Origin of the sequence: Franconibacter helveticus LMG 23732 (assembly GCF_000463115.2) — a bacterium.
GTDB lineage: Bacteria > Pseudomonadota > Gammaproteobacteria > Enterobacterales > Enterobacteriaceae > Franconibacter > Franconibacter helveticus.
Map to the genome: position 1 here is coordinate 62,784 of NZ_AWFX01000049.1, position 20,124 is coordinate 82,907.

The following is a 20,124-nucleotide window of genomic DNA, read 5'->3' on the forward strand; positions in this document are numbered from 1 at the left end:
CTGCGGCGCTTGTTTACTCATCAGACTGTTTCTCTGATGCTGGAGGAAATGTGAAGTACGAACTGCAAACCACTGACGGGCGCGCGCGCCGCGGCCGTCTTATTTTCGATCGCGGCGTGGTGGAAACCCCGGCGTTTATGCCCGTTGGCACCTACGGCACCGTAAAAGGGATGACGCCGGAAGAAGTGGAAGCCACCGGCGCGCAGATTATCCTTGGCAACACCTTCCACCTGTGGCTGCGCCCGGGTCAGGAGATCATGAAGCTGCACGGCGACCTGCATGATTTCATGCAATGGAAAGGGCCGATCCTCACCGATTCCGGCGGCTTCCAGGTCTTTAGCCTCGGCGACATTCGCAAAATCACCGAGGCGGGCGTACATTTCCGCAACCCGATCAACGGCGATGCGATCTTCCTCGACCCGGAAAAGTCGATGGAGATCCAGTACGATCTCGGCTCCGACATTGTGATGATCTTCGACGAATGTACGCCTTACCCTGCGGACTGGGATTACGCGAAGCGCTCCATGGAGATGTCGCTGCGCTGGGCGAAGCGCAGCCGCGACCGCTTTGACTCGCTTGGCAACAAAAACGCGCTGTTCGGCATTATTCAGGGCAGCGTTTACGAAGATTTACGCGATATCTCCGTGAAGGGGCTGGTAGAGATTGGCTTTGATGGCTACGCTGTCGGCGGCCTGGCGGTCGGCGAACCGAAGGAAGATATGCACCGCATTCTGGAGCATGTCTGCCCGCAGATCCCGGCGGACAAGCCACGATACCTGATGGGCGTGGGCAAACCGGAAGACCTGGTTGAAGGGGTGCGCCGCGGCATCGATATGTTCGACTGCGTCATGCCGACGCGCAACGCCCGCAACGGCCATCTTTTCGTCACCACCGGCGTGGTAAAAATCCGTAACGCGAAGTACAAAAGCGACACGGCGCCGCTTGATGAAGAGTGTGATTGCTATACCTGTCGCAATTATTCACGCGCCTACTTGCATCATCTCGATCGTTGCAACGAAATATTGGGCGCGCGGCTGAATACCATTCATAACCTGCGCTACTACCAGCGCGTAATGGCTGGTTTACGCAAGGCTATTGAAGAGGGTAAATTAGAGCACTTCGTAGCGGACTTCTACCAACGTCAGGGGCGGCCGGTGCCTCCGTTGAACGTTGATTAATTTAATAATGAGGGAATTTTAATGAGCTTTTTTATTTCTGATGCGGTAGCGGCGACAGGTGCTCCGGGACAGAGCAGCCCGATGTCACTGATCCTGATGCTGGTGGTTTTTGGTCTGATCTTCTATTTCATGATCCTGCGCCCGCAGCAGAAGCGCACCAAAGAGCATAAAAAGCTGATGGACTCCATCGCGAAAGGCGATGAAGTGCTGACCAACGGTGGCCTGGTCGGCCGCGTGACCAAAGTAGCGGAAAACGGCTACATTGCTATCGCGCTGAACGACACCACCGAAGTGGTTATTAAACGTGACTTCGTCGCAGCCGTCCTGCCGAAAGGCACCATGAAGGCGCTGTAATCTTTCGTTTTCCCAAAGGGAACTGCCGTGTTAAACCGTTATCCTTTGTGGAAGTACATCATGCTGGTCGTCGTGATTCTCGTCGGCCTGCTTTACGCACTTCCCAACCTGTATGGTGAGGATCCGGCTGTTCAGATCACTGGCGCGCGCGGCGTCGCCGCCAGTGAGCAAACGCTGATCCAGGTCCAGAACACCTTAAAAGAAGAAAAAATTACCGCCAGGTCTGTGGCACTGGAAGAGGGCGCTATTCTCGCCCGTTTTGACTCCACCGACACACAGCTTCGTGCCCGTGAAGCGCTGATGGGCGTGCTGGGCGACAACTATGTCGTCGCGCTCAACCTCGCGCCCGCAACGCCCCGCTGGCTGACGGCGCTGAGCGCCGAACCGATGAAGCTGGGTCTTGACCTGCGCGGCGGCGTTCACTTCCTGATGGAAGTGGATATGGATACCGCGCTCGGCAAGTTGCAGGAGCAGAATATCGACGGCCTGCGCAGCGACCTGCGCGAAAAAGGCATCCCTTACACCAACGTACGCAAAGCGGATAACTATGGCGTGACCATCGCGTTTCGCGATGCTTCCGCGCGTGATAACGCGGTCACCTGGCTCACGGGCCGCCACCGCGATCTGGTTATCTCTAATCAGGGCGACACCAGCCTGCGTGCGGTAATGACCGACGCTCGTCTGAAAGAAGCGCGCGAATATGCGGTGCAGCAGAACATCAATATCCTGCGTAACCGTGTAAACCAGCTCGGCGTTGCCGAACCGCTGGTGCAGCGCCAGGGCGCTGATCGCATCGTGGTTGAACTGCCAGGCATTCAGGATACCGCGCGCGCGAAAGAGATTCTGGGCGCGACCGCGACGCTGGAATTCCGTCTGGTGAACACCAATGTCGACCAGTCTGCCGCCGCTTCAGGCCGCGTTCCGGGCGACTCCGAAGTGAAGCAGATGCGCGAAGGCCAGCCGGTCGTGCTGTATAAACGCGTTATTCTGACCGGTGACCATATCACCGACTCCACCTCCAGCATGGACGAGTACAACCAGCCGCAGGTTAACATTTCGCTGGACAGCGCGGGCGGCAACATCATGTCCAACTTCACTAAGGACAACATCGGCAAGCCGATGGCGACCCTGTTTGTGGAGTACAAGGACAGCGGTAAGAAAGACGCCAATGGCCGCGCGGTGCTGGTGAAGCAGGAAGAAGTCATCAACGTGGCGAATATTCAGTCGCGTCTGGGCAACAGCTTCCGTATTACCGGCATCAACAACCCGAACGAAGCGCGTCAGCTTTCGCTGCTGCTGCGTGCGGGCGCGCTGATTGCGCCGATCCAGATTGTTGAAGAGCGCACCATCGGTCCAACCCTTGGGATGGAAAACATCAAGCAGGGTCTGGAAGCTTGCCTCGCCGGTCTCGCTGTTTCGATTATTTTTATGGTCTTCTTCTACAAGAAGTTTGGTCTTATCGCGACCAGCGCGCTGATTGCCAACCTGGTGCTGATTGTCGGCATCATGTCGCTGCTGCCGGGCGCCACGCTGACCATGCCAGGGATTGCGGGTATCGTACTAACCCTTGCGGTCGCGGTGGACGCCAACGTGCTGATCAACGAGCGTATTAAAGAAGAGCTTAAGAACGGTCGTACGGTGCAACAAGCGATTGACGAAGGCTACCGCGGCGCGTTCAGTTCAATTTTCGATGCGAACGTCACGACGCTTATCAAGGTTATCATTCTGTATGCTGTGGGGACGGGCGCGATCAAAGGGTTCGCCATCACCACCGGTATTGGCGTGGCGACCTCTATGTTTACTGCCATCGTCGGCACCCGTGCCATCGTAAACCTGTTGTACGGCGGCAAACGCATCAACAAGCTGTCTATCTGAGGAGTGCGTTGTGGCACAGGAATATACCGTTGAACAATTGAACCATGGCCGTAAAGTCTATGACTTTATGCGCTGGGACTACTGGGCCTTCGCCATCTCTGGTCTGCTGCTCGTCGCCGCCATTGTGATCATGGGCGTGCGCGGCTTTAACTGGGGGCTGGATTTCACCGGCGGTACGGTCATTGAAATTTCGCTGGAAAAACCAGCGGACATGGATTTGATGCGTGAAGCGCTGGAGAAAGCGGGCTTTGAAGAGCCGCTGCTGCAAAACTTCGGCAGCAGCCGCGATATCATGGTGCGCATGCCGCCTGCCCAGGGTGAAACCGGCGGTCAGGAACTCGGCAGTAAAGTGGTCAACATCATTAACGAGGCCACCAGCCAGAACGCCGCGGTGAAACGTATCGAGTTTGTCGGCCCAAGCGTTGGCGCTGATCTCGCCCAGGCGGGCGCGATGGCTCTGCTGGTCGCGCTGATCTCCATTCTCGTCTACGTAGGCTTCCGCTTTGAGTGGCGCCTGGCGGCGGGCGTGGTTATCGCGCTGGCGCACGACGTGGTGATTACGATGGGCGTACTGTCGCTCTTTCATATTGAGATTGACCTGACCATCATCGCCTCGCTGATGTCGGTTATTGGTTACTCGCTGAACGACAGTATCGTGGTTTCCGACCGTATTCGTGAAAACTTCCGCAAGATCCGCCGTGGAACGCCTTACGAAATCTTTAACGTGTCTCTGACCCAGACGCTGCACAGGACCTTAATCACTTCCGGCACAACGCTTGTGGTGATCCTGATGCTTTACCTCTTTGGCGGCGCAATGTTGCAGGGCTTCTCGCTGACGATGCTTATCGGTGTTTCCATCGGTACCGCGTCGTCCATCTACGTGGCTTCCGCGCTGGCGCTGAAGCTGGGTATGAAGCGCGAACATCTGTTACAGCAGAAGGTCGAGAAGGAAGGGGCGGATCAGCCGTCCATTCTGCCTTAAGCTCAGGCAACAGATAAAAACCGCAGGTTTATACCTGCGGTTTTTTTTCGCCTGAAGAAAAGCGTCTGACAGGCCATTTGCAGGCGCGAAACGTTACGCTTGTCTCGATGAGAAACAAACAGAACAAGAGAATGGCTACGCTGCTTAACTGCTTTGAAATCCAGCTCCAGAGCCAGGAAGCGCTTGCGCCTTTTATGTGAAATGGTTCGCCGTGTCCGTCTGGCGAGAAACGGTGGTTATGGTATGCCTGCTATCGGTACCCGCTGGCGGCGGATTTGCGAGCGGGAAGAGTAGCGATACAAGATTTTTGCGCAGGAGGAAAGAAAAGGCAGGGTAGAAAAAGCCAGCCGCTAAATAACGGCTGGCTTAAAGGATTATCAGAAGTTATAACCCACAACCAAGTAACCACCCCAGCCGGTAGTGCGCGTGTTGTAGCGGGTAAAGGCCAGTTCGGCATCGTCATTCCACTGGCCGCCGTTGTGCCAGTAACGGGCCACAACTGAGTAGTGCCAGTGGTCGTAGTTCAGCGCCAGAATATGGCTGGAGGCAATAGAGTCGTTAGTACGAGACTTCACGCCATTCAGCGCATAGCCAGATTCATCGCCAAGATCTGAGCCCCAGTCAAAGTTGGTAAAGCCGATATAGCTCAGGTTACCGCCCCACAGCTGGGTAATAGGCACAAAGTATTTCACTTTGAAGCGATAACCATCCCACTCGTTCTGGTTTTCCGCGCCATAGTTTTGCCACTGGTATTTGGCATACACGTTCAGGGAGAGGCTCATCGGCAGGCCCGTCTCGATATCAGTGCCCAGACCCATATACCAGGTGCTCTGACGGCCAGACTCATTGCGGCCCATGTCGTAGATGTAGTTGTTGGCGAAATACCACTCTTTAAACGGACCGAACGCCAGGCTGGTGCCGGTCAGCTTGTCGATGGAAAAACGTGGTTCGATCTCCATAAACAGCGGGGAGCCATGGTTCCAGATACCTTTTGCATCGGTATTGCCGCCGAAGAACACCGGCGCATCCAGATAACCATAGAAATCAAACCAGTCTTTTTTCGCGAACGCTTCGTATTCCAGATAGGTATCGTTGCGGATAGTCGGTCCGAAGCGGGTGTGATAGCTGCCTACGACGTTAACGCTCTGGTGCCACCAGTCAGAAACGAACTCACTGTTGCTGGTCTCAGCCGCGTTTGCAGTGAAAGAAGCGGAAAGCGCCAGTGCAGCACCGGCAGCCAGAATAATTTTTTTCATAATTATGCCACTGTTTTTAGGAAATCCCGTAAGCGGGGAGAGTAAAACGCACCCGGTAATTCGCGAACAACCGATACCGTCTGGATGAGGCCCCTATTATAGAAATCCTCGCTCACAAAAATATGTGTTGTTTCACATTCTTCTCACCAACGTAATCGATTGCGTTCACGTTTGCGTAGATTGAACGTCGCGATTCTAGCGGCTTTGGTTTTTCAAGCCAAACAAAACGGCAGAAATGTATGACGTCTGGATGAAATTTGTACGAAAAATATAAGAAGGCGAACAGGCGAGCCGTGGCGATTTGTAACAAAAAGGCAAGGCCGGTTTCTGCCCGGCCTTCAGGAAAAGGTTACTGCAACAGCGGCTGGATATCGTGAACGCGCACAAAGCCCAGCTGGTCCGGCGTGATACCGCTAAGCGTAAGCGGGATGGCGAGATCGCTCGGCGCCAGCTGGCTTGCCGGGGCGCTGAACTGCTGGTTCTGGACGTTGACCTCCTGATAATTTTCGGTCGTGCCCTGCAACTGCCCCCATTCTACGGTGCCGTTAAAAGCGGGCAGCGCCGTGTTGGATTCCCCGTGAATATTAAGCGTAATCTGCGTGCCGTTAGCCGTGGCGCTGATATTACTTACCGACATGCGCAGCATGCCAAGCTGGCTGTTAAGCCGCGCCGGGGTATTGGCGCCCGGCAGCAGGTAAACGCCGCTGGCGGATTTGGCATTAAGTGCGTTTTGCTGGGTGATTTTTACCGTTTCTTTTTTCAGCTGGGTCATTTCATTGTTTAAGGTGCTCACGCTCTGGTGCATCTGCCGCACTTCGCTTTGCGGCGCGCAGGCGCTCAGTACCAGCGCGCTGGCGGCGGTTAACAGCTTCAGGTAACGTCTTGTCATTGCAGATATTCCTTAAAAAAGTGTCTCTGCTAAGCGTAGAACGGGCTACCCTTGTTGCCATAGCGATTTATTCTCAAAAACGCTGCGCCTTTGTAGTCCCGGCAGTTCAGGGTAAACTACCGAAAGTTAACTTTGTCTTTCAGGAAGCGCTATGCATTGCCCATTTTGTCTCGCTGTGGATACCAAAGTCATTGATTCCCGCCTGGTAGGCGAAGGTTCTTCGGTTCGCCGTCGTCGCCAGTGCCTGGTTTGCCACGAGCGTTTCACCACCTTTGAAGTGGCGGAGCTGGTTATGCCGCGCGTGGTAAAGAGCAATGATGTGCGCGAACCCTTTAATGAGGACAAGCTGCGCAGCGGGATGCAAAAGGCGCTGGAGAAGCGCCCGGTCAGCTCCGACGACGTGGAGATGGCCATCAACCATATCAAATCGCATCTGCGCGCCACTGGCGAGCGCGAAGTGCCCAGCAAAATGATCGGCAATCTGGTGATGGATCAGTTGAAAAAGCTCGATAAAGTCGCCTACATCCGCTTCGCCTCGGTTTACCGCAGCTTTGAAGATATCCGCGAATTTGGCGAAGAGATCGCCCGCTTACAGGATTAATGCATGTCCGATGAACTTTACATGGCGCGCGCGCTAAAGCTTGCGGGCCATGGCCGTTTTACCACGCATCCTAACCCTAATGTCGGCAGCGTTATCGTTAAGGATGGCGAAGTTGTCGGCGAAGGGTTTCATCTTCGCGCCGGCGAGCCGCATGCGGAAGTGCATGCCCTGCGTATGGCGGGGGAGAAAGCGCGCGGCGCGACGGCGTACGTCACGCTTGAGCCATGCAGCCATCATGGGCGCACGCCGCCCTGCTGCGAAGCGCTTATCGCCGCAGGCGTTACCCGCGTTGTGGCCGCGATGCAAGACCCGAACCCGCAGGTTGCCGGGCGCGGGCTGTATCGCCTGCAACAGGAGGGCGTCAAAGTCAGCCACGGGCTGATGATGAGCGAAGCCGAAGCGCTAAATAAAGGCTTTCTTAAGCGCATGCGCACCGGCTTTCCGTATATCCAGCTAAAGCTTGGCGCATCGCTGGATGGGCGCACGGCAATGGCGAATGGCGAGAGCCAGTGGATCACCTCGCCGCAAGCGCGTCGCGACGTGCAGCGCCTGCGGGCGCAAAGCCACGCCATTCTCTCTACCAGCGCAACGGTACTGGCGGACGACCCGGCGCTCACGGTGCGCTGGAATGAGCTTGGGGCGGATACCCAGGCGCTCTACCCGCAAGACAACCTTCGCCAGCCGGTGCGCATTATCATCGACAGCCAGAATCGCGTTACGCCAGCGCATCGCATCGTGCAGGAGCCGGGGGAAACGTGGCTTGCCCGCACCCGTAGCGGCGACGAAACCTGGCCGCAGTCTGTTGAACAGCTTATTGTGCCGGAGCATAACGGCCATCTCGATTTAGTCTTGCTGATGATGCAGCTCGGCAAGCGGCAGATTAACAGCATTTGGGTGGAGGCGGGCGCGCAGCTGGCGGGCGCGCTGTTGCAGGCAGGTCTGGTGGACGAGCTGATAGTTTACCTGGCGCCGAAACTGCTGGGCGATGATGCGCGCGGCCTGTTTCACCTGCCAGGCCTTGATCGGCTTGCCGACGCGCCGCAGTTTACATTCAAAGAGATACGCCACGTCGGCCCCGACGTCTGTTTGCATTTAGCGCCTGTGTGAAACCCACGCGGTAAAACGTAAGCAGTGCTGCAAAGATTATGATAAAATCCGCCCCCCTGCGGGGGCTAAACGAACCCGTTAAGGAAGAGTATGAACATTATTGAAGCTACCGTTGCTGCCCCGGACGCTCGCGTCGCCATCACCATCGCGCGTTTTAACAACTTCATCAACGACAGCCTGCTTGAAGGCGCGGTCGACGCGCTCAAGCGCATCGGTCAGGTAAAAGATGAAAATATCACCGTGGTCTGGGTGCCTGGCGCTTATGAGCTGCCGCTGGCGGCGCAGGCGCTGGCCAAAACCGGCAAGTACGACGCGGTTATCGCGCTCGGCACGGTGATTCGCGGCGGCACCGCCCACTTTGAATATGTGGCGGGCGGCGCCAGCAATGGCCTGGCTCACGTAGCACACGAGAGCGAAATCCCGGTAGCCTTTGGCGTACTCACCACTGAAAGTATTGAACAAGCCATCGAACGCGCTGGCACTAAAGCCGGTAACAAAGGCGCCGAAGCGGCGCTTACCGCGCTTGAAATGATTAATGTCCTGAAAGCTATCAAAGCCTGAATTTTGTAAGGGGAATTCCGTGAAACCTGCTGCTCGTCGCCGCGCCCGTGAGTGTGCCGTCCAGGCGCTCTACTCCTGGCAGTTGTCCCAGAACGACATCGCTGATGTTGAATACCAGTTCCTGGCGGAACAGGACGTAAAAGATGTGGACGTCATGTATTTCCGCGAACTGCTCTCCGGGGTGGCGACCAACAGCGCATATCTCGATGGGCTGATGAAGCCTTACCTGTCCCGTCAGCTTGAAGAGCTGGGCCAGGTCGAGAAAGCGGTGCTGCGTATCGCGCTGTTCGAACTCTCTAAACGTGACGATGTGCCGTATAAAGTCGCCATCAACGAAGCGATCGAGCTGGCGAAAACCTTCGGCGCTGAAGACAGCCACAAGTTCGTCAACGGCGTTCTCGATAAAGCCGCCCCGCAGATCCGCCCCCACAAAAAGTAACATCAGGGCCGGTTTCCGGCCCTTTCTTCTTTTTCCTGCTGAGGCATAACGTATGGCTTGCGGCGAATTTTCATTAATTGCTCGCTATTTTGATCGCGTCAGAACGGCCCGCCTGGATGTGGAAGCCGGGATTGGCGACGACTGCGCGCTGCTGAACGTGCCGGAAAAACAGACGCTGGCGATAAGCACCGATACGCTCGTTTCAGGCATCCATTTTCTGCCGGATATCGACCCGCGCGATCTGGGCTACAAGGCGCTGGCGGTTAACTTAAGCGATCTTGCCGCGATGGGCGCGACCCCCGCCTGGCTGACGCTGGCGCTCACCTTGCCGGAAGTGGACGAAGCCTGGCTTTCCGCATTCAGCGACAGCCTGTTTGAGCAACTGAGCTATTACGAAATGCAGCTGATTGGCGGCGATACCACCCGCGGGCCGCTTTCCATGACGCTTGGCATTCACGGGCTTGTACCGGTCGGGCGCGCGCTTAAACGCTCGGGCGCCCGTCCAGGCGACTGGATTTATGTCACCGGCACGCCGGGCGACAGCGCGGCTGGGCTGGCTATCCTGCAAAAAGAACTTCACGTTTCACACGCCCAATGCGCCGATTATCTGGTGCAGCGGCATTTGCGGCCCACGCCGCGCGTGTTGCAGGGTCAGGCGCTTCGCGAGCGCGCCAGCGCCGCCATCGATCTTTCCGACGGGCTCATCTCCGACCTCGGTCATATTCTTAAGGCGAGCGACTGCGGCGCGCGCATAGAACTCAACGATTTGCCGCTCTCGGAATCGCTGCGCAGCGTGACGACCCTCGAACAGGCGCAGCGCTGGGCGCTTTCCGGCGGCGAAGATTATGAACTCTGCTTTACTGTGCCGGAGCTTAACCGCGGCGCGCTGGATGTGGCGCTCGGACACCTTGGCGTGCCTTTTACCTGCATCGGCCAGGTGATGCCGCCATCCGAAGGCATGCAGTTTGTGCGCGACGGCGAGCCGGTAAACCTGAACTGGAAAGGCTATGACCACTTCAAAACCGCTTAAGGATGTGGCGAAAGGCCGCCTGAAACTGAGTAATCCCTGGCACCTGCTGGCGACAGGGTTCGGCAGCGGGTTAAGCCCCTGGGTGCCCGGCACCATGGGGTCGCTTGCCGCTATCCCGTTCTGGTATCTGATGACTTTTTTGCCCTGGCAGCTTTACTCGCTGGTGGTCATGCTCGGCATCAGTCTTGGCGTTTATCTTTGCCACCAGACTGCGCGGGATATGGGCGTGCATGACCATGGCGCCATCGTCTGGGATGAATTTATCGGCATGTGGATTACGCTGATGGCGCTGCCCACCAATGACTGGCAATGGGTCGCGGCAGGTTTCGTGATTTTCCGCATTCTTGATATGTGGAAGCCGTGGCCGATCCGCTGGTTTGACCGCAACGTCCACGGCGGCATGGGGATCATGGTGGATGATATTGTCGCCGGTATTATCTCCGCCGGGATCCTTTACTACATTGGCCATCACTGGCCGATTGGCATTATCTGAGTATTCCCCTCTCTGGCAGGAGAGGGGAAGCCTGTTATTTAAAGCCCACCACCGCATGGCGCTGGTAAGGCATCTCCAGTTCGGCGATTTCGCTCTCGCTTAGCGTGATTTCCACCGCCTGCACTAACTCTTCAAGCTGTTCTTCGCGGGATGCGCCGATAATCGGCGCCGCGATGCCTGGCTTGCTTAACACCCAAGCGATAGCCACCTGCGCGCGGGTCGCGCCTTTATCTTCTGCGATACGGCCCAGGCGCTCGGCAATCTGGGCGTCGGTCTGGTCGTTTTCATCATAAAGCGTTTTGCCGAATTCATCAGACACGGAGCGGGCCGTGGTTTCACCCCACGGACGCGTCAGACGGCCACGAGCCAGCGGGCTCCAGGGGATCACCGCAACGCCTTCGCGCAGGCAGAGCGGCAACATCTCCAGCTCTTCTTCACGATAAATCAGGTTGTAGTGATTTTGCATCGTGACAAAGCGCGCCCAGCCGTTGCTCTGCTGAAGAGTCAGCGCCTGCTCAAACTGTTCAGGGTGCATGGAAGAGGCGCCGATATAACGCGCTTTACCCGCTTTTACGACATCGTTAAGCGCTTCGAGCGTCTCTTCAATTGGCGTGTTGTAATCCCAGCGGTGGATCTGCAAAAGGTCGACATAGTCCATGCCGAGCCGCGTAAGGCTGTCATCGATGGAGCGCAGAATTTGCGCGCGGGAAAGCCCTTCAGGCAAATCGCCCACCTGGTGATAAACCTTGGTGGCGACCACGACTTCATCGCGACGGGCAAAATCTTTCAGCGCGCGGCCAAGGATCTCTTCGCTGCTGCCGTCGGAATAGCTGTTGGCGGTGTCGAAAAAGTTAATGCCGCTGTTCAGGGCGTGCCTGATGATAAGCCGGCTACTCTCTTCGGGAAGCGTCCAGGCGTGCTTGCCGCGGTCGGGTTCGCCGAAAGTCATGCAGCCAAGGCACAGCCGGGAAACCCTGAGGTCGGTTTTTCCTAACGTATTGTATTGCATGGTTCCACTCCTGCCATAGGGTAACAAAGGTTACCTTTAAGCATAGCAGGAGCGGAAAGGGGAGGGCGGGAAGGCTCAGGCGAGCCAGGCGCGGATTTTGGCTTCCATACCGGCGGCGTCAAGGCCGATCTCTTCACGGGCTTCGTCCTGAGTACCCTGCGGAATAAACCAGTCCGGGAGGCCGATATTAAGCACCGGTACGGGCTTGCGGTGGGCCATCAGCACCTCGTTTACGCCGCTGCCCGCGCCGCCCATAACGGCGTTCTCTTCTACCGTCACCAGCGACTCGTGACGCGCCGCCAGCTCCAGAATCAACGCTTCATCCAGCGGTTTCACAAAGCGCATGTCAACCAGCGTGGCGCCCAGCGCTTCGGCCGCTTTTGCCGCTTCCGGCAGCAGAGTGCCGAAGTTCAGGATAGCGACCTTCTCTCCCTGGCGCTTAATCACGCCTTTGCCTATCGGCAGCTTCTGCAATGGCTCAAGCTCCACGCCCAGCGCATTGCCGCGCGGGTAACGTACCGCGCTTGGGCCTTCGCTGTAGTGATAGCCGGTGAAGAGCATCTGGCGACACTCGTTTTCATCGCTTGGCGTCATGATGACCATATCCGGCACACAGCGCAGGAAGGAGAGATCAAAAGCGCCCTGGTGAGTTTGCCCGTCGGCGCCCACAATGCCGGCACGGTCGATGGCGAACAGCACCGGCAGCTTCTGGATAGCCACATCGTGGATAACCTGATCGTAGGCGCGTTGTAAGAAGGTTGAGTAAATGGCGACAACCGGTTTATAGCCGCCAATAGCGAAGCCCGCCGCCAGCGTCACTGCATGCTGCTCGGCAATCGCCACATCAAAATACTGGCTCGGGTACTGGCGGGAAAATTCCACCATGCCGGAGCCTTCGCGCATGGCGGGGGTAATCGCCAGCAGCTTGTCGTCTTTCGCCGCGGTTTCGCAAAGCCAGTCGCCAAAGATTTTCGAATAGCTCGGCTGACCGCCGCTGCTTTTCGGCAGCGTGCCGCTTTTCGGGTCGAATTTCGGCACGGCGTGAAAGGTAATAGGATCTTTTTCCGCCGGCAGATAACCCCGGCCTTTTTTGGTCATGATATGCAGGAATTGCGGGCCTTTCAGGTCGCGCATGTTCTTAAGCGTATGCACCAGCCCCAGCACATCATGGCCATCCACCGGCCCGATGTAGTTAAAGCCCAGCTCTTCAAACAGCGTGCCCGGCACCACCATGCCTTTGATATGCTCTTCGGTGCGCTTAAGCAGCTCTTTGATCGGCGGCACGCCGGAAAACACTTTTTTTCCGCCTTCGCGCAGCGTGGAGTAGAGCTTGCCGGAAAGCAGCTGCGCCAGATGGTTATTCAGCGCGCCGACGTTTTCGGAAATCGACATTTCGTTGTCGTTAAGGATAACCAGCATATTAGGGCGAATATCCCCCGCATGGTTCATCGCTTCAAACGCCATGCCGGCTGTGATCGCCCCGTCGCCGATCACGCAGACGGTGCGGCGGTCTTTACCTTCTTTCTCCGCCGCGATAGCCACGCCAATGCCTGCGCTGATGGACGTGGAGGAGTGACCGACGCTCAGTACGTCATATTCGCTCTCGCCGCGCCAGGGAAAAGGATGCAGGCCGCCTTTCTGGCGAATGGTGCCGATGCGGTCGCGTCGTCCGGTCAGGATTTTGTGCGGGTAAGCCTGGTGGCCGACATCCCAGATAAGCTGGTCGAAAGGCGTGTTATAGACATAATGCAGCGCCACGGTCAGTTCCACTGCGCCAAGCCCGGAGGCGAAGTGGCCGCTGGAGCGGCTCACGCTGTCGAGCAGGTAGCGACGCAGTTCGTCGCACAGCTTCGGCAGGCTTTCTTTCGGCAACAGGCGCAACTCCTGCGTGGCGTTCACCAGTGCCAGGGTCGGGTATTTGGCTGTATCAAAACTCATCAGAGACTCGTCGTGGTGTTTATACGTTATTTATCACGTTGAATTATATAATTCGCTAACGCTTCCAGTGTCGCGGTATTTCGCGACTGTGCGGCCAGCGGTTGCAGGGCCGCGAGGGCATCATTGCAGAGATCCCGCGCTTTGGCCTGGGCTTGCTCAAGACCCAGCAGGGCAGGGTAGGTGCTTTTGCCAAGTTGCTGATCGGCGCCCTGACGTTTACCAAGGGTCGCAGTATCCCCCACCACATCCAGAATGTCATCCTGTACCTGGAACGCGAGGCCGATGCTCTGCGCGTAGCGGTCGAGATAAGGCATCGCTTCGCGTCCGGCGTCGCCTGCGCAGAACGCGCCCATGCGCGCCGCCGCAAGGATTAGCGCCCCGGTTTTATGGCGATGAATGCGCTCAAGCGCTTCCAGCGACACCTGCTGGCCTTCCGCCGCGAGATCCAATGCCTGCCCGCCGCACATCCCCGCCACGCCGCTTGCGCGCGCCAGCTCAGAAACCATCGCCAGCCGATCGCGCAGCGCAACGTCGGGCATCGGCGCATCCGTAAGTATAGAGAAAGCGAGCGTTTGCAGCGCGTCACCGGCGAGAATTGCGTTAGCTTCGCCAAATTTAATGTGGCAGGTTGGCTGGCCGCGGCGCAGATCGTCGTCATCCATCGCAGGCAGGTCGTCGTGCATCAGCGAATAAGCATGAATGCATTCAACCGCGGCGGCGGGCGCATCCAGCGCCTGGGGAGAGACATTAAACATCTCGCCGATGGCGTAAACCAGAAACGGGCGCAGGCGCTTTCCGCCTAATAGTGCGCCGTAGTGCATCGCTTCAACCAGTGGACTGTTCTGAAACGGCAGGGGGGAAAGAAAGTGTTGTAGCGCGGCGTTAGCCCGTTCAGCCTGCCGCTTGAGCTGTTGATTGAAATCCATTGCGTTACTCAGCGTCCGGGGTGAAAGGCGTCAGCGGCGCCTCTTCGCTGTCAGAGAGCAGGATTTGCACCCGCTGTTCGGCCTGTTGCAGTTTCACCTGCCCCTGGCGCGCCAGCTGCACGCCGCGTTCAAATTCGTTTAACGCCTCTTCCAGCGGCAGATCGCCACTTTCCAGACGGCTGACAATCTGCTCAAGCTCCGCCAGCGCCGTTTCAAAGCTGGCCGGGCGTTCGTTTTTCTTCGGCATAGTGAGTGTCTGACTCTTGGGTTAATTATCATCTTCGCAACATTGCATGGTAGCGGAGACGAAATGATTAGCAAATAACGCCTTGTGGGTTGGTTATGTGCGCAGTCGCATCACGATGGTGATATACTTGCGCGCTCACGATGCAAGCGCGATGGTTGCCTTGCGGTACTTCTTTCTGAGCCCCGAAGGGCTTGCCAACGAATCATAGCCGCCATGAAGTTTATCATTAAATTGTTCCCGGAAATCACCATTAAAAGCCAATCTGTGCGTTTGCGCTTTATTAAAATTCTGACCGGGAACATCCGTAACGTCCTGAAACCTTACAGCGAAGAGATCGCCGTGGTCCGCCACTGGGACCATATCGAAGTCCGCGCTAAAGAAGAAAAACAGCGTCCGGTCGTGCGCGACGCGCTGACCCGTATTCCGGGCATTCACCATATTCTGGAAGTAGAGGACGTACCCTTTACCGACCTGCACGATATTTTCGAAAAAACGCTTGCCGACTGGCGTGACAAGCTGGAAAACAAAACGTTCTGCGTGCGCGTAAAGCGTCGCGGTACGCATGAGTTTAGCTCTATTGAAGTAGAACGCTACGTCGGCGGCGGCCTCAATCAGCACATTGAATCCGCGAAGGTGAAACTGACGCACCCGGATGTCACCGTGCATCTGGAGATCGAAGATGACCGTCTGCTGCTGGTAAAAGGGCGTTATGAAGGCATCGGCGGCTTCCCTATCGGCACCCAGGAAGATGTGATGTCGCTGATCTCCGGCGGCTTCGACTCCGGCGTTTCCAGCTATATGTTAATGCGTCGCGGCTGCCGCGTGCATTACTGCTTCTTTAACCTGGGCGGCGCGGCGCATGAAATCGGCGTGCGTCAGGTGGCGCATTATCTGTGGAACCGCTTTGGCAGCTCCCACCGCGTGCGTTTTGTCGCCATTAACTTCGAACCGGTAGTGGGCGAAATTCTCGAGAAAGTGGATGACGGCCAGATGGGCGTGGTGCTTAAGCGCATGATGGTGCGCGCGGCGTCGAAAATCGCCGAGCGCTACGGCGTGCAGGCGCTGGTGACTGGCGAAGCGCTGGGCCAGGTCTCCAGCCAGACGCTGACCAACCTGCGTCTTATTGATAACGTCTCTGATACGCTTATCCTGCGTCCGCTTATCTCTCACGATAAAGAGCATATTATTGATATTGCGCGTAAAATCGGCACCGAAGATTTTGCCCGCACGATGCCGGAATATTGCGGCGTCATTTCCAAAAGCCCGACGGTTAAGGCTGTAAAAGCGAAAATTGAAGCGGAAGAGGCGAACTTCGATTTCTCTATCCTCGACAGCGTAGTGGAAAACGCCACTAACGTGGATATTCGCGAAATCGCCGAGCAGACAGAACAGGAAGTCGTGGAAGTTGAAACCGTAAGCGGTTTTGGCCCTGACGACGCCATTCTGGATATTCGCTCCATCGACGAACAGGACGACAAGCCGCTGAAGGTAGAAGGCGTGGAGGTGGTTTGCCTGCCGTTCTATAAGCTCAGCACCAAATTCGGCGATCTTGACCAGAGCAAAACGTACCTGCTGTGGTGCGAGCGCGGTGTGATGAGCCGTTTGCAGGCGCTCTATCTGCATGAGCAGGGCTTTAAAAACGTGAAAGTTTATCGCCCGTAACGCGGTATTGCGCGTAAAGAAAAAGCCTCCTTTGCGGAGGCTTTTTTTATTCGTCGTGATAGTTGTAAATGCCGGGCGGCAATACCAGTTGTTCCGCCACCTCGCGCGCTTTATCACGTCCCACAACCAGGTCGATGATCTTTAGCGCAAAATCCATCGCCGTGCCGGGTCCCTGACTGGTCAGCAGCTTAACGCGCGGGTCCCAGACAACGCGTTTATCCATCCACTTTTCCTGCGGAATCGTCTCTTTCAGCCCCGGAAAGCCGGTCATATTCCCGATGGGGAAGAGATCGTGCGGCACCAGCACCGTGCCCGCGGCGGCGCAAATTGCCGCGACAATGCGGCCTGAGAGATGAAACTGTCGGACGGTTTCCACCAGCAACGGACTGTCGCGAAAACATTCGGCCCCTTTCAGCCCGCCCGGCAGGACAATGACGTCGTAATCGCCGTCCGCCACTTCCACCAGCGGCGCATCCGCCAGCAGTTTTACGCCGCGAGAACAGGTAATAACCCGATCGCCGTCGCTCGCCACGCTTGCCGTGGTGACTTTTATACCGCCCCGTACCAGCAAGTCGATAGTGGTGACCGCTTCGGTCTCTTCAGTGCCAGGGGCGAGGCAGACCAGCGCCGATGCGCTCATAGTGATTCTCCTTACGCTTAATTTGTTCATACAGGCGAGTGTTGACGGGCAGCGTCAGCCCATGCGCCCGGGCGCGGCGCAACAGGTAGCCGGTGATATAGTCGATTTCCGTGTGCCGCTGCTGGCGAATGTCCTGCAACATGGAAGAGATGTTTTGCGCCGTGCTTTCCATAACCTGCTCAACATAGAAAAACAGGCTTTCGGCGGAGGTATGCAGGCCTTCGCTCACCATAACCTGCGCCACTTCCTCGCAAATCTCCCGAATTTCATCCGGGCGTTGCCGCAGTTCGCCGTTAGGGCAATCATAAAGCGCGGTTAGCGGGTTAATGACGCAGTTTACGGCCAGTTTTTTCCAGCTGGCGGCGCTGATATCTTCATGCCAGGCGACGTCGGGCAGGGCGCAATGCAACACCTTCGCAAGCGGGTTGTAATCCTGCCGACAGGAAGAGGCCGGACCGATATGCGTAACGCCGCCGGCAACATGAATAATCAGATGGCCTTCACGGCGTGCCGCATGCGTGGTTACGCCCATCAACAGCGGCTGCGCCAGGTTTTTCAGCTCTTCAATCGTGCCCATGCCGTTATGGATGAGCAGAACCGGGCTGGTAGCTGGCAGGCGCTCGGCCAGCGCTTTCACCGCGCCGGAGACCTGCCAGGCTTTTAGCGTGACCACAAGCAGGTCGCTTTGCGCCAGGAAAGCGGCGTTGTTCGCCATAACCGAGGCGTTAAACAGGGCGCCGTTCGTTTCCTGAAGCGTAACCTGACAAAAAGGTTGCGGCACCCGCAGCCAGCCCTGCACCTCATGGCCTTGCTTCATTAGCGCGCAAAGCCACAATTGCCCCAGCGCACCGCACCCCAGTACGGTAATTTTCATTGCTCCTCCCCACCTGCAACGGCGCCAGGCGTCTTATACTGCGTCTATTATAGCGTTATCAATTCAGGCCGCGGCTGGCGGCCTGATTACGGGTTGTTTTATGCCACTTTGCGGGTATTATGCATCGCAACAAAAAGAGAGGGAGAAGAAAACATGCCATCTTTTGATATTGTGTCGGAAGTTGATCTACAGGAAGTGCGCAACGCGGTGGAAAATGCCACCCGCGAACTTGATACGCGCTTTGATTTTCGCAATGTGACTGCAAGCTTTGAGCTGAATGATGCTAACAAGTCTATCAAAGTACTGAGCGAGTCCGATTTTCAGGTGAACCAGTTGCTGGATATCCTGCGCGCTAAGCTGCTGAAACGCGGCATTGAAAACAGCTCGCTGGATGTGCCGGAAGAGTTTGAGCACAGCGGCAAAACCTGGAGCGTGGAAGCGAAGCTCAAGCAGGGCATTGAGGCCAGCGTGGCCAAAAAGATCGTTAAGCTGATTAAAGACAGCAAGCTCAAGGTGCAAACTCAGATTCAGGGCGAAGAGATCCGCGTAACGGGCAAATCCCGTGATGACCTGCAATCTGCAATGGCGCTGGTGCGCGGCGGTAACCTGGGGCAGCCGTTCCAGTTTAAAAACTTCCGCGACTAAGCAAAGAAAGGGCGGATATTCCGCCCTTTTTTTATGCGCCTTTCACTAACTGTTCAATCTCAAAGCGATTCGTCACTTTACTGTCGATTTTAACGTAGGCGCTGCGCTCCTGGGCGACGATCACCGCCTCGCTCACCCCGTCTTTCGCCAACAGGCGCTGCTGCAACCCGTCATCGTTTTCTGCGCCTTCCGGCAATTCAATTCGCAGGCTGCTGACATAGCGCGGCTCTTTCATCGTGGAACTCACTAATAACCAGAAGGTCGCCAGCAGCGCGCCAATCAAAAAGACCGTCTGAGAATCAAAGAGCCCGTCTATCCAGCCGCCAAGCGAGCCGCCAATCGCCACGCCGAGAAACTGGCTGGTGGAATAAACGCCCATGGCCGTGCCTTTATAACCCGCCGGGGCTTCTTTGCTGATAAGCGAAGGAAGCAACGCCTCCATCAGGTTGAAGGCAAGGAAGAAAAGCTGCACGCCAGCGACTAACTCCCAAAAGTGCGGACCGGAGCCCCAGAGCACGATTTCAGCAATCAGCAGCACGGCGATGCAGAACAGGAATACGCGCTTCATGCGGCGTTTCACTTCAGCATAAATAATGAAAGGCACCACAGAAGCAAACGAGATCAGCATGGTGCAGAGGTAAATTTTCCAGTGCTGCGCGGCGGCAAAGCCAGCGGCTTCAAGCTGGCCGGGCAGGGCGACAAACGTCGACATCAGCAAAATATGCAGGCACATAATGCCGAAGTTCAGCTTAAGCAACTGCGGGTTAGCTAACACCCTGGTAAAGCAGCCTTTTACCATCGCGGAATCGCGGTTCAGCACGTGCGTCGTGCTGTCTGGCACCACCCAAAGGGTAAGAGCGATGCCGCAGGTGGCGAGCAGGGCTATCATCCAGAAAAGCGCCTGTAGGCCCAGCGCATGGGTAATTATTGGCCCCAGCACCATGGCGATGGCGAAGGTTATGCCAAAACTCACGCCGATAAACGCCATCGCTTTCGTGCGGTTTTGCTCGCGGGTGAGATCGGAAAGCAGCGCCATAACCGCGGCGGCAATCGCCCCGGAGCCCTGTAGCGCACGGCCAAGGATAATACCCCAGATGGAGTCGGACAGCGCAGCCAGTACGCTGCCAGCAACGAAAATAGCGAGGCCGCCTACAATCAGCGGCTTGCGGCCGATGCGATCGGAAAGCAAGCCGAAAGGAATTTGGAAAATGGCCTGCATCAGGCCGTAAATGCCAATCGCGAAGCCTATCAGCGCTTCGCTCGCGCCCTGGAGCGCCATACCGTAAGTAGTAAGAACCGGCAGCACCATAAACATGCCGAGCATGCGCAGCGAGAATACCGTCCCTAAACCCCACGTCGCTCGCAGCTCGACGGGCGTCATTTTGTTATCGTTCATTACCACCTCAGATAAAAAGCAG

Annotated in this window: 21 protein-coding genes; 12 read left to right on the top strand and 9 right to left on the bottom strand. The window is 56.7% G+C overall.

Features of this window, described 5'->3' with window-relative positions; all coding sequences use genetic code 11:
• Nucleotides 1-50: 50 nt before the first annotated feature.
• From tgt to secF, 4 genes are read left to right on the top strand one after another with little or no spacing between them, the layout of a single operon-like run.
• The gene (gene tgt, locus DW56_RS15355; RefSeq protein ID WP_024553001.1) at nucleotides 51-1,178 is read left to right on the top strand and encodes a tRNA guanosine(34) transglycosylase Tgt; all 1,128 of its coding nucleotides are present in this window, start codon (nucleotides 51-53) and stop codon (nucleotides 1,176-1,178) included.
• A 21-nt stretch (nucleotides 1,179-1,199) separates the two neighbouring features.
• The gene (gene yajC, locus DW56_RS15360) at nucleotides 1,200-1,532 is read left to right on the top strand and encodes a preprotein translocase subunit YajC (protein ID WP_024553000.1); all 333 of its coding nucleotides are present in this window, start codon (nucleotides 1,200-1,202) and stop codon (nucleotides 1,530-1,532) included.
• 27 nt (nucleotides 1,533-1,559) lie between these two features.
• The gene (secD, locus tag DW56_RS15365; RefSeq protein ID WP_071789764.1) at nucleotides 1,560-3,407 is read left to right on the top strand and encodes a protein translocase subunit SecD; all 1,848 of its coding nucleotides are present in this window, start codon (nucleotides 1,560-1,562) and stop codon (nucleotides 3,405-3,407) included.
• Nucleotides 3,408-3,417: 10 nt separating this feature from the next.
• Nucleotides 3,418-4,389, top strand: a complete 972-nt coding sequence (gene secF, locus DW56_RS15370) for a protein translocase subunit SecF (protein ID WP_024552998.1) — start codon at nucleotides 3,418-3,420, stop codon at nucleotides 4,387-4,389.
• A 377-nt stretch (nucleotides 4,390-4,766) separates the two neighbouring features.
• Here secF and DW56_RS15375 read toward each other — a convergent pair whose 3' ends face one another.
• The gene (locus tag DW56_RS15375) at nucleotides 4,767-5,645 is read right to left on the bottom strand and encodes a nucleoside-specific channel-forming protein Tsx (protein WP_024552997.1); all 879 of its coding nucleotides are present in this window, start codon (nucleotides 5,643-5,645) and stop codon (nucleotides 4,767-4,769) included.
• 349 nt (nucleotides 5,646-5,994) lie between these two features.
• A complete protein-coding gene (locus DW56_RS15380) occupies nucleotides 5,995-6,534 on the bottom strand; it encodes a SadB/YajI family lipoprotein (RefSeq protein WP_024552996.1) in 540 nt (179 codons plus the stop codon).
• A 151-nt stretch (nucleotides 6,535-6,685) separates the two neighbouring features.
• Between DW56_RS15380 and nrdR the strand changes: the two genes are divergently transcribed.
• The 6 genes from nrdR (at nucleotide 6,686) to pgpA (ending at nucleotide 10,765) form a co-directional block, all read left to right on the top strand.
• On the top strand, nucleotides 6,686-7,135 hold the full coding sequence (gene nrdR, locus DW56_RS15385) for a transcriptional regulator NrdR (RefSeq protein WP_024552995.1): 450 nt from the start codon (nucleotides 6,686-6,688) through the stop codon (nucleotides 7,133-7,135).
• Between the two features lie 3 nt (nucleotides 7,136-7,138).
• Nucleotides 7,139-8,242: a bifunctional diaminohydroxyphosphoribosylaminopyrimidine deaminase/5-amino-6-(5-phosphoribosylamino)uracil reductase RibD gene (gene ribD / locus DW56_RS15390; protein ID WP_024552994.1), complete on the top strand. Its 1,104-nt coding sequence runs from the start codon at nucleotides 7,139-7,141 to the stop codon at nucleotides 8,240-8,242.
• A 90-nt stretch (nucleotides 8,243-8,332) separates the two neighbouring features.
• Nucleotides 8,333-8,803, top strand: a complete 471-nt coding sequence (ribH, locus tag DW56_RS15395) for a 6,7-dimethyl-8-ribityllumazine synthase (RefSeq protein ID WP_024552993.1) — start codon at nucleotides 8,333-8,335, stop codon at nucleotides 8,801-8,803.
• Between the two features lie 19 nt (nucleotides 8,804-8,822).
• Nucleotides 8,823-9,242 (top strand): transcription antitermination factor NusB, encoded by a 420-nt coding sequence (gene nusB / locus DW56_RS15400; protein ID WP_024552992.1) that lies wholly within the window; start codon nucleotides 8,823-8,825, stop codon nucleotides 9,240-9,242.
• A 52-nt stretch (nucleotides 9,243-9,294) separates the two neighbouring features.
• Nucleotides 9,295-10,272, top strand: coding sequence for a thiamine-phosphate kinase (gene thiL, locus DW56_RS15405; RefSeq protein ID WP_024552991.1), 978 nt, complete (start codon nucleotides 9,295-9,297; stop codon nucleotides 10,270-10,272).
• The gene (pgpA, locus tag DW56_RS15410) at nucleotides 10,250-10,765 is read left to right on the top strand and encodes a phosphatidylglycerophosphatase A (RefSeq protein WP_024562042.1); all 516 of its coding nucleotides are present in this window, start codon (nucleotides 10,250-10,252) and stop codon (nucleotides 10,763-10,765) included. Before thiL ends, pgpA begins: the two co-directional genes overlap by 23 nt.
• A 34-nt stretch (nucleotides 10,766-10,799) precedes the next feature.
• Here the strand turns inward: pgpA and DW56_RS15415 are convergent, their stop codons facing one another.
• The 4 genes from DW56_RS15415 to xseB form a co-directional block, all read right to left on the bottom strand.
• Nucleotides 10,800-11,774: an aldo/keto reductase gene (locus tag DW56_RS15415; protein WP_024552990.1), complete on the bottom strand. Its 975-nt coding sequence runs from the start codon at nucleotides 11,772-11,774 to the stop codon at nucleotides 10,800-10,802.
• A 75-nt stretch (nucleotides 11,775-11,849) separates the two neighbouring features.
• Entirely contained in the window at nucleotides 11,850-13,712 is a 1,863-nt protein-coding gene (gene dxs, locus DW56_RS15420) for a 1-deoxy-D-xylulose-5-phosphate synthase (RefSeq protein WP_024552989.1), read from the bottom strand.
• Nucleotides 13,713-13,738: 26 nt separating this feature from the next.
• On the bottom strand, nucleotides 13,739-14,638 hold the full coding sequence (ispA, locus tag DW56_RS15425; RefSeq protein WP_024562043.1) for a (2E,6E)-farnesyl diphosphate synthase: 900 nt from the start codon (nucleotides 14,636-14,638) through the stop codon (nucleotides 13,739-13,741).
• Nucleotides 14,639-14,642: 4 nt separating this feature from the next.
• On the bottom strand, nucleotides 14,643-14,885 hold the full coding sequence (xseB, locus tag DW56_RS15430) for an exodeoxyribonuclease VII small subunit (protein ID WP_024552987.1): 243 nt from the start codon (nucleotides 14,883-14,885) through the stop codon (nucleotides 14,643-14,645).
• A 213-nt stretch (nucleotides 14,886-15,098) separates the two neighbouring features.
• On the opposite strand from xseB, the gene thiI reads away from it, so the two are divergent.
• Entirely contained in the window at nucleotides 15,099-16,547 is a 1,449-nt protein-coding gene (gene thiI / locus DW56_RS15435; RefSeq protein ID WP_024552986.1) for a tRNA uracil 4-sulfurtransferase ThiI, read from the top strand.
• 46 nt (nucleotides 16,548-16,593) lie between these two features.
• On the opposite strand, the gene yajL is transcribed toward thiI, so the two are convergent.
• Together yajL and panE are read right to left on the bottom strand one after the other, a co-directional pair.
• A complete protein-coding gene (gene yajL, locus DW56_RS15440) occupies nucleotides 16,594-17,187 on the bottom strand; it encodes a protein deglycase YajL (protein ID WP_024552985.1) in 594 nt (197 codons plus the stop codon).
• On the bottom strand, nucleotides 17,147-18,061 hold the full coding sequence (gene panE, locus DW56_RS15445; protein WP_024552984.1) for a 2-dehydropantoate 2-reductase: 915 nt from the start codon (nucleotides 18,059-18,061) through the stop codon (nucleotides 17,147-17,149). The genes yajL and panE overlap by 41 nt, the downstream gene beginning before the upstream one ends.
• Before the next feature lie 153 nt (nucleotides 18,062-18,214).
• On the opposite strand from panE, the gene DW56_RS15450 reads away from it, so the two are divergent.
• Nucleotides 18,215-18,706 carry a YajQ family cyclic di-GMP-binding protein gene (locus DW56_RS15450; protein ID WP_024552983.1) on the top strand — a complete coding sequence of 164 codons (492 nt, stop codon included), beginning with the start codon at nucleotides 18,215-18,217 and terminating at the stop codon, nucleotides 18,704-18,706.
• 31 nt (nucleotides 18,707-18,737) lie between these two features.
• On the opposite strand, the gene DW56_RS15455 is transcribed toward DW56_RS15450, so the two are convergent.
• The gene (locus tag DW56_RS15455; RefSeq protein WP_024552982.1) at nucleotides 18,738-20,102 is read right to left on the bottom strand and encodes an MFS transporter; all 1,365 of its coding nucleotides are present in this window, start codon (nucleotides 20,100-20,102) and stop codon (nucleotides 18,738-18,740) included.
• Nucleotides 20,103-20,124: the final 22 nt, after the last annotated feature.

What these genes read in the sequence shown, in the direction of transcription:
- yajC (WP_024553000.1), top strand. Translation starts at nt 1,200, where the DNA reads ATGAGCTTTTTTATTTCTGATGCGGTAGCGGCGACAGGTGCTCCGGGA.
- DW56_RS15375 (WP_024552997.1), bottom strand. Translation starts at nt 5,645, where the DNA reads ATGAAAAAAATTATTCTGGCTGCCGGTGCTGCACTGGCGCTTTCCGCT.
- DW56_RS15380 (WP_024552996.1), bottom strand. Translation starts at nt 6,534, where the DNA reads ATGACAAGACGTTACCTGAAGCTGTTAACCGCCGCCAGCGCGCTGGTA.
- nrdR (WP_024552995.1), top strand. Translation starts at nt 6,686, where the DNA reads ATGCATTGCCCATTTTGTCTCGCTGTGGATACCAAAGTCATTGATTCC.
- ribD (WP_024552994.1), top strand. Translation starts at nt 7,139, where the DNA reads ATGTCCGATGAACTTTACATGGCGCGCGCGCTAAAGCTTGCGGGCCAT.
- ribH (WP_024552993.1), top strand. Translation starts at nt 8,333, where the DNA reads ATGAACATTATTGAAGCTACCGTTGCTGCCCCGGACGCTCGCGTCGCC.
- thiL (WP_024552991.1), top strand. Translation starts at nt 9,295, where the DNA reads ATGGCTTGCGGCGAATTTTCATTAATTGCTCGCTATTTTGATCGCGTC.
- pgpA (WP_024562042.1), top strand. Translation starts at nt 10,250, where the DNA reads ATGACCACTTCAAAACCGCTTAAGGATGTGGCGAAAGGCCGCCTGAAA.
- DW56_RS15415 (WP_024552990.1), bottom strand. Translation starts at nt 11,774, where the DNA reads ATGCAATACAATACGTTAGGAAAAACCGACCTCAGGGTTTCCCGGCTG.
- dxs (WP_024552989.1), bottom strand. Translation starts at nt 13,712, where the DNA reads ATGAGTTTTGATACAGCCAAATACCCGACCCTGGCACTGGTGAACGCC.
- ispA (WP_024562043.1), bottom strand. Translation starts at nt 14,638, where the DNA reads ATGGATTTCAATCAACAGCTCAAGCGGCAGGCTGAACGGGCTAACGCC.
- xseB (WP_024552987.1), bottom strand. Translation starts at nt 14,885, where the DNA reads ATGCCGAAGAAAAACGAACGCCCGGCCAGCTTTGAAACGGCGCTGGCG.
- thiI (WP_024552986.1), top strand. Translation starts at nt 15,099, where the DNA reads ATGAAGTTTATCATTAAATTGTTCCCGGAAATCACCATTAAAAGCCAA.
- yajL (WP_024552985.1), bottom strand. Translation starts at nt 17,187, where the DNA reads ATGAGCGCATCGGCGCTGGTCTGCCTCGCCCCTGGCACTGAAGAGACC.
- panE (WP_024552984.1), bottom strand. Translation starts at nt 18,061, where the DNA reads ATGAAAATTACCGTACTGGGGTGCGGTGCGCTGGGGCAATTGTGGCTT.
- DW56_RS15450 (WP_024552983.1), top strand. Translation starts at nt 18,215, where the DNA reads ATGCCATCTTTTGATATTGTGTCGGAAGTTGATCTACAGGAAGTGCGC.
- DW56_RS15455 (WP_024552982.1), bottom strand. Translation starts at nt 20,102, where the DNA reads ATGAACGATAACAAAATGACGCCCGTCGAGCTGCGAGCGACGTGGGGT.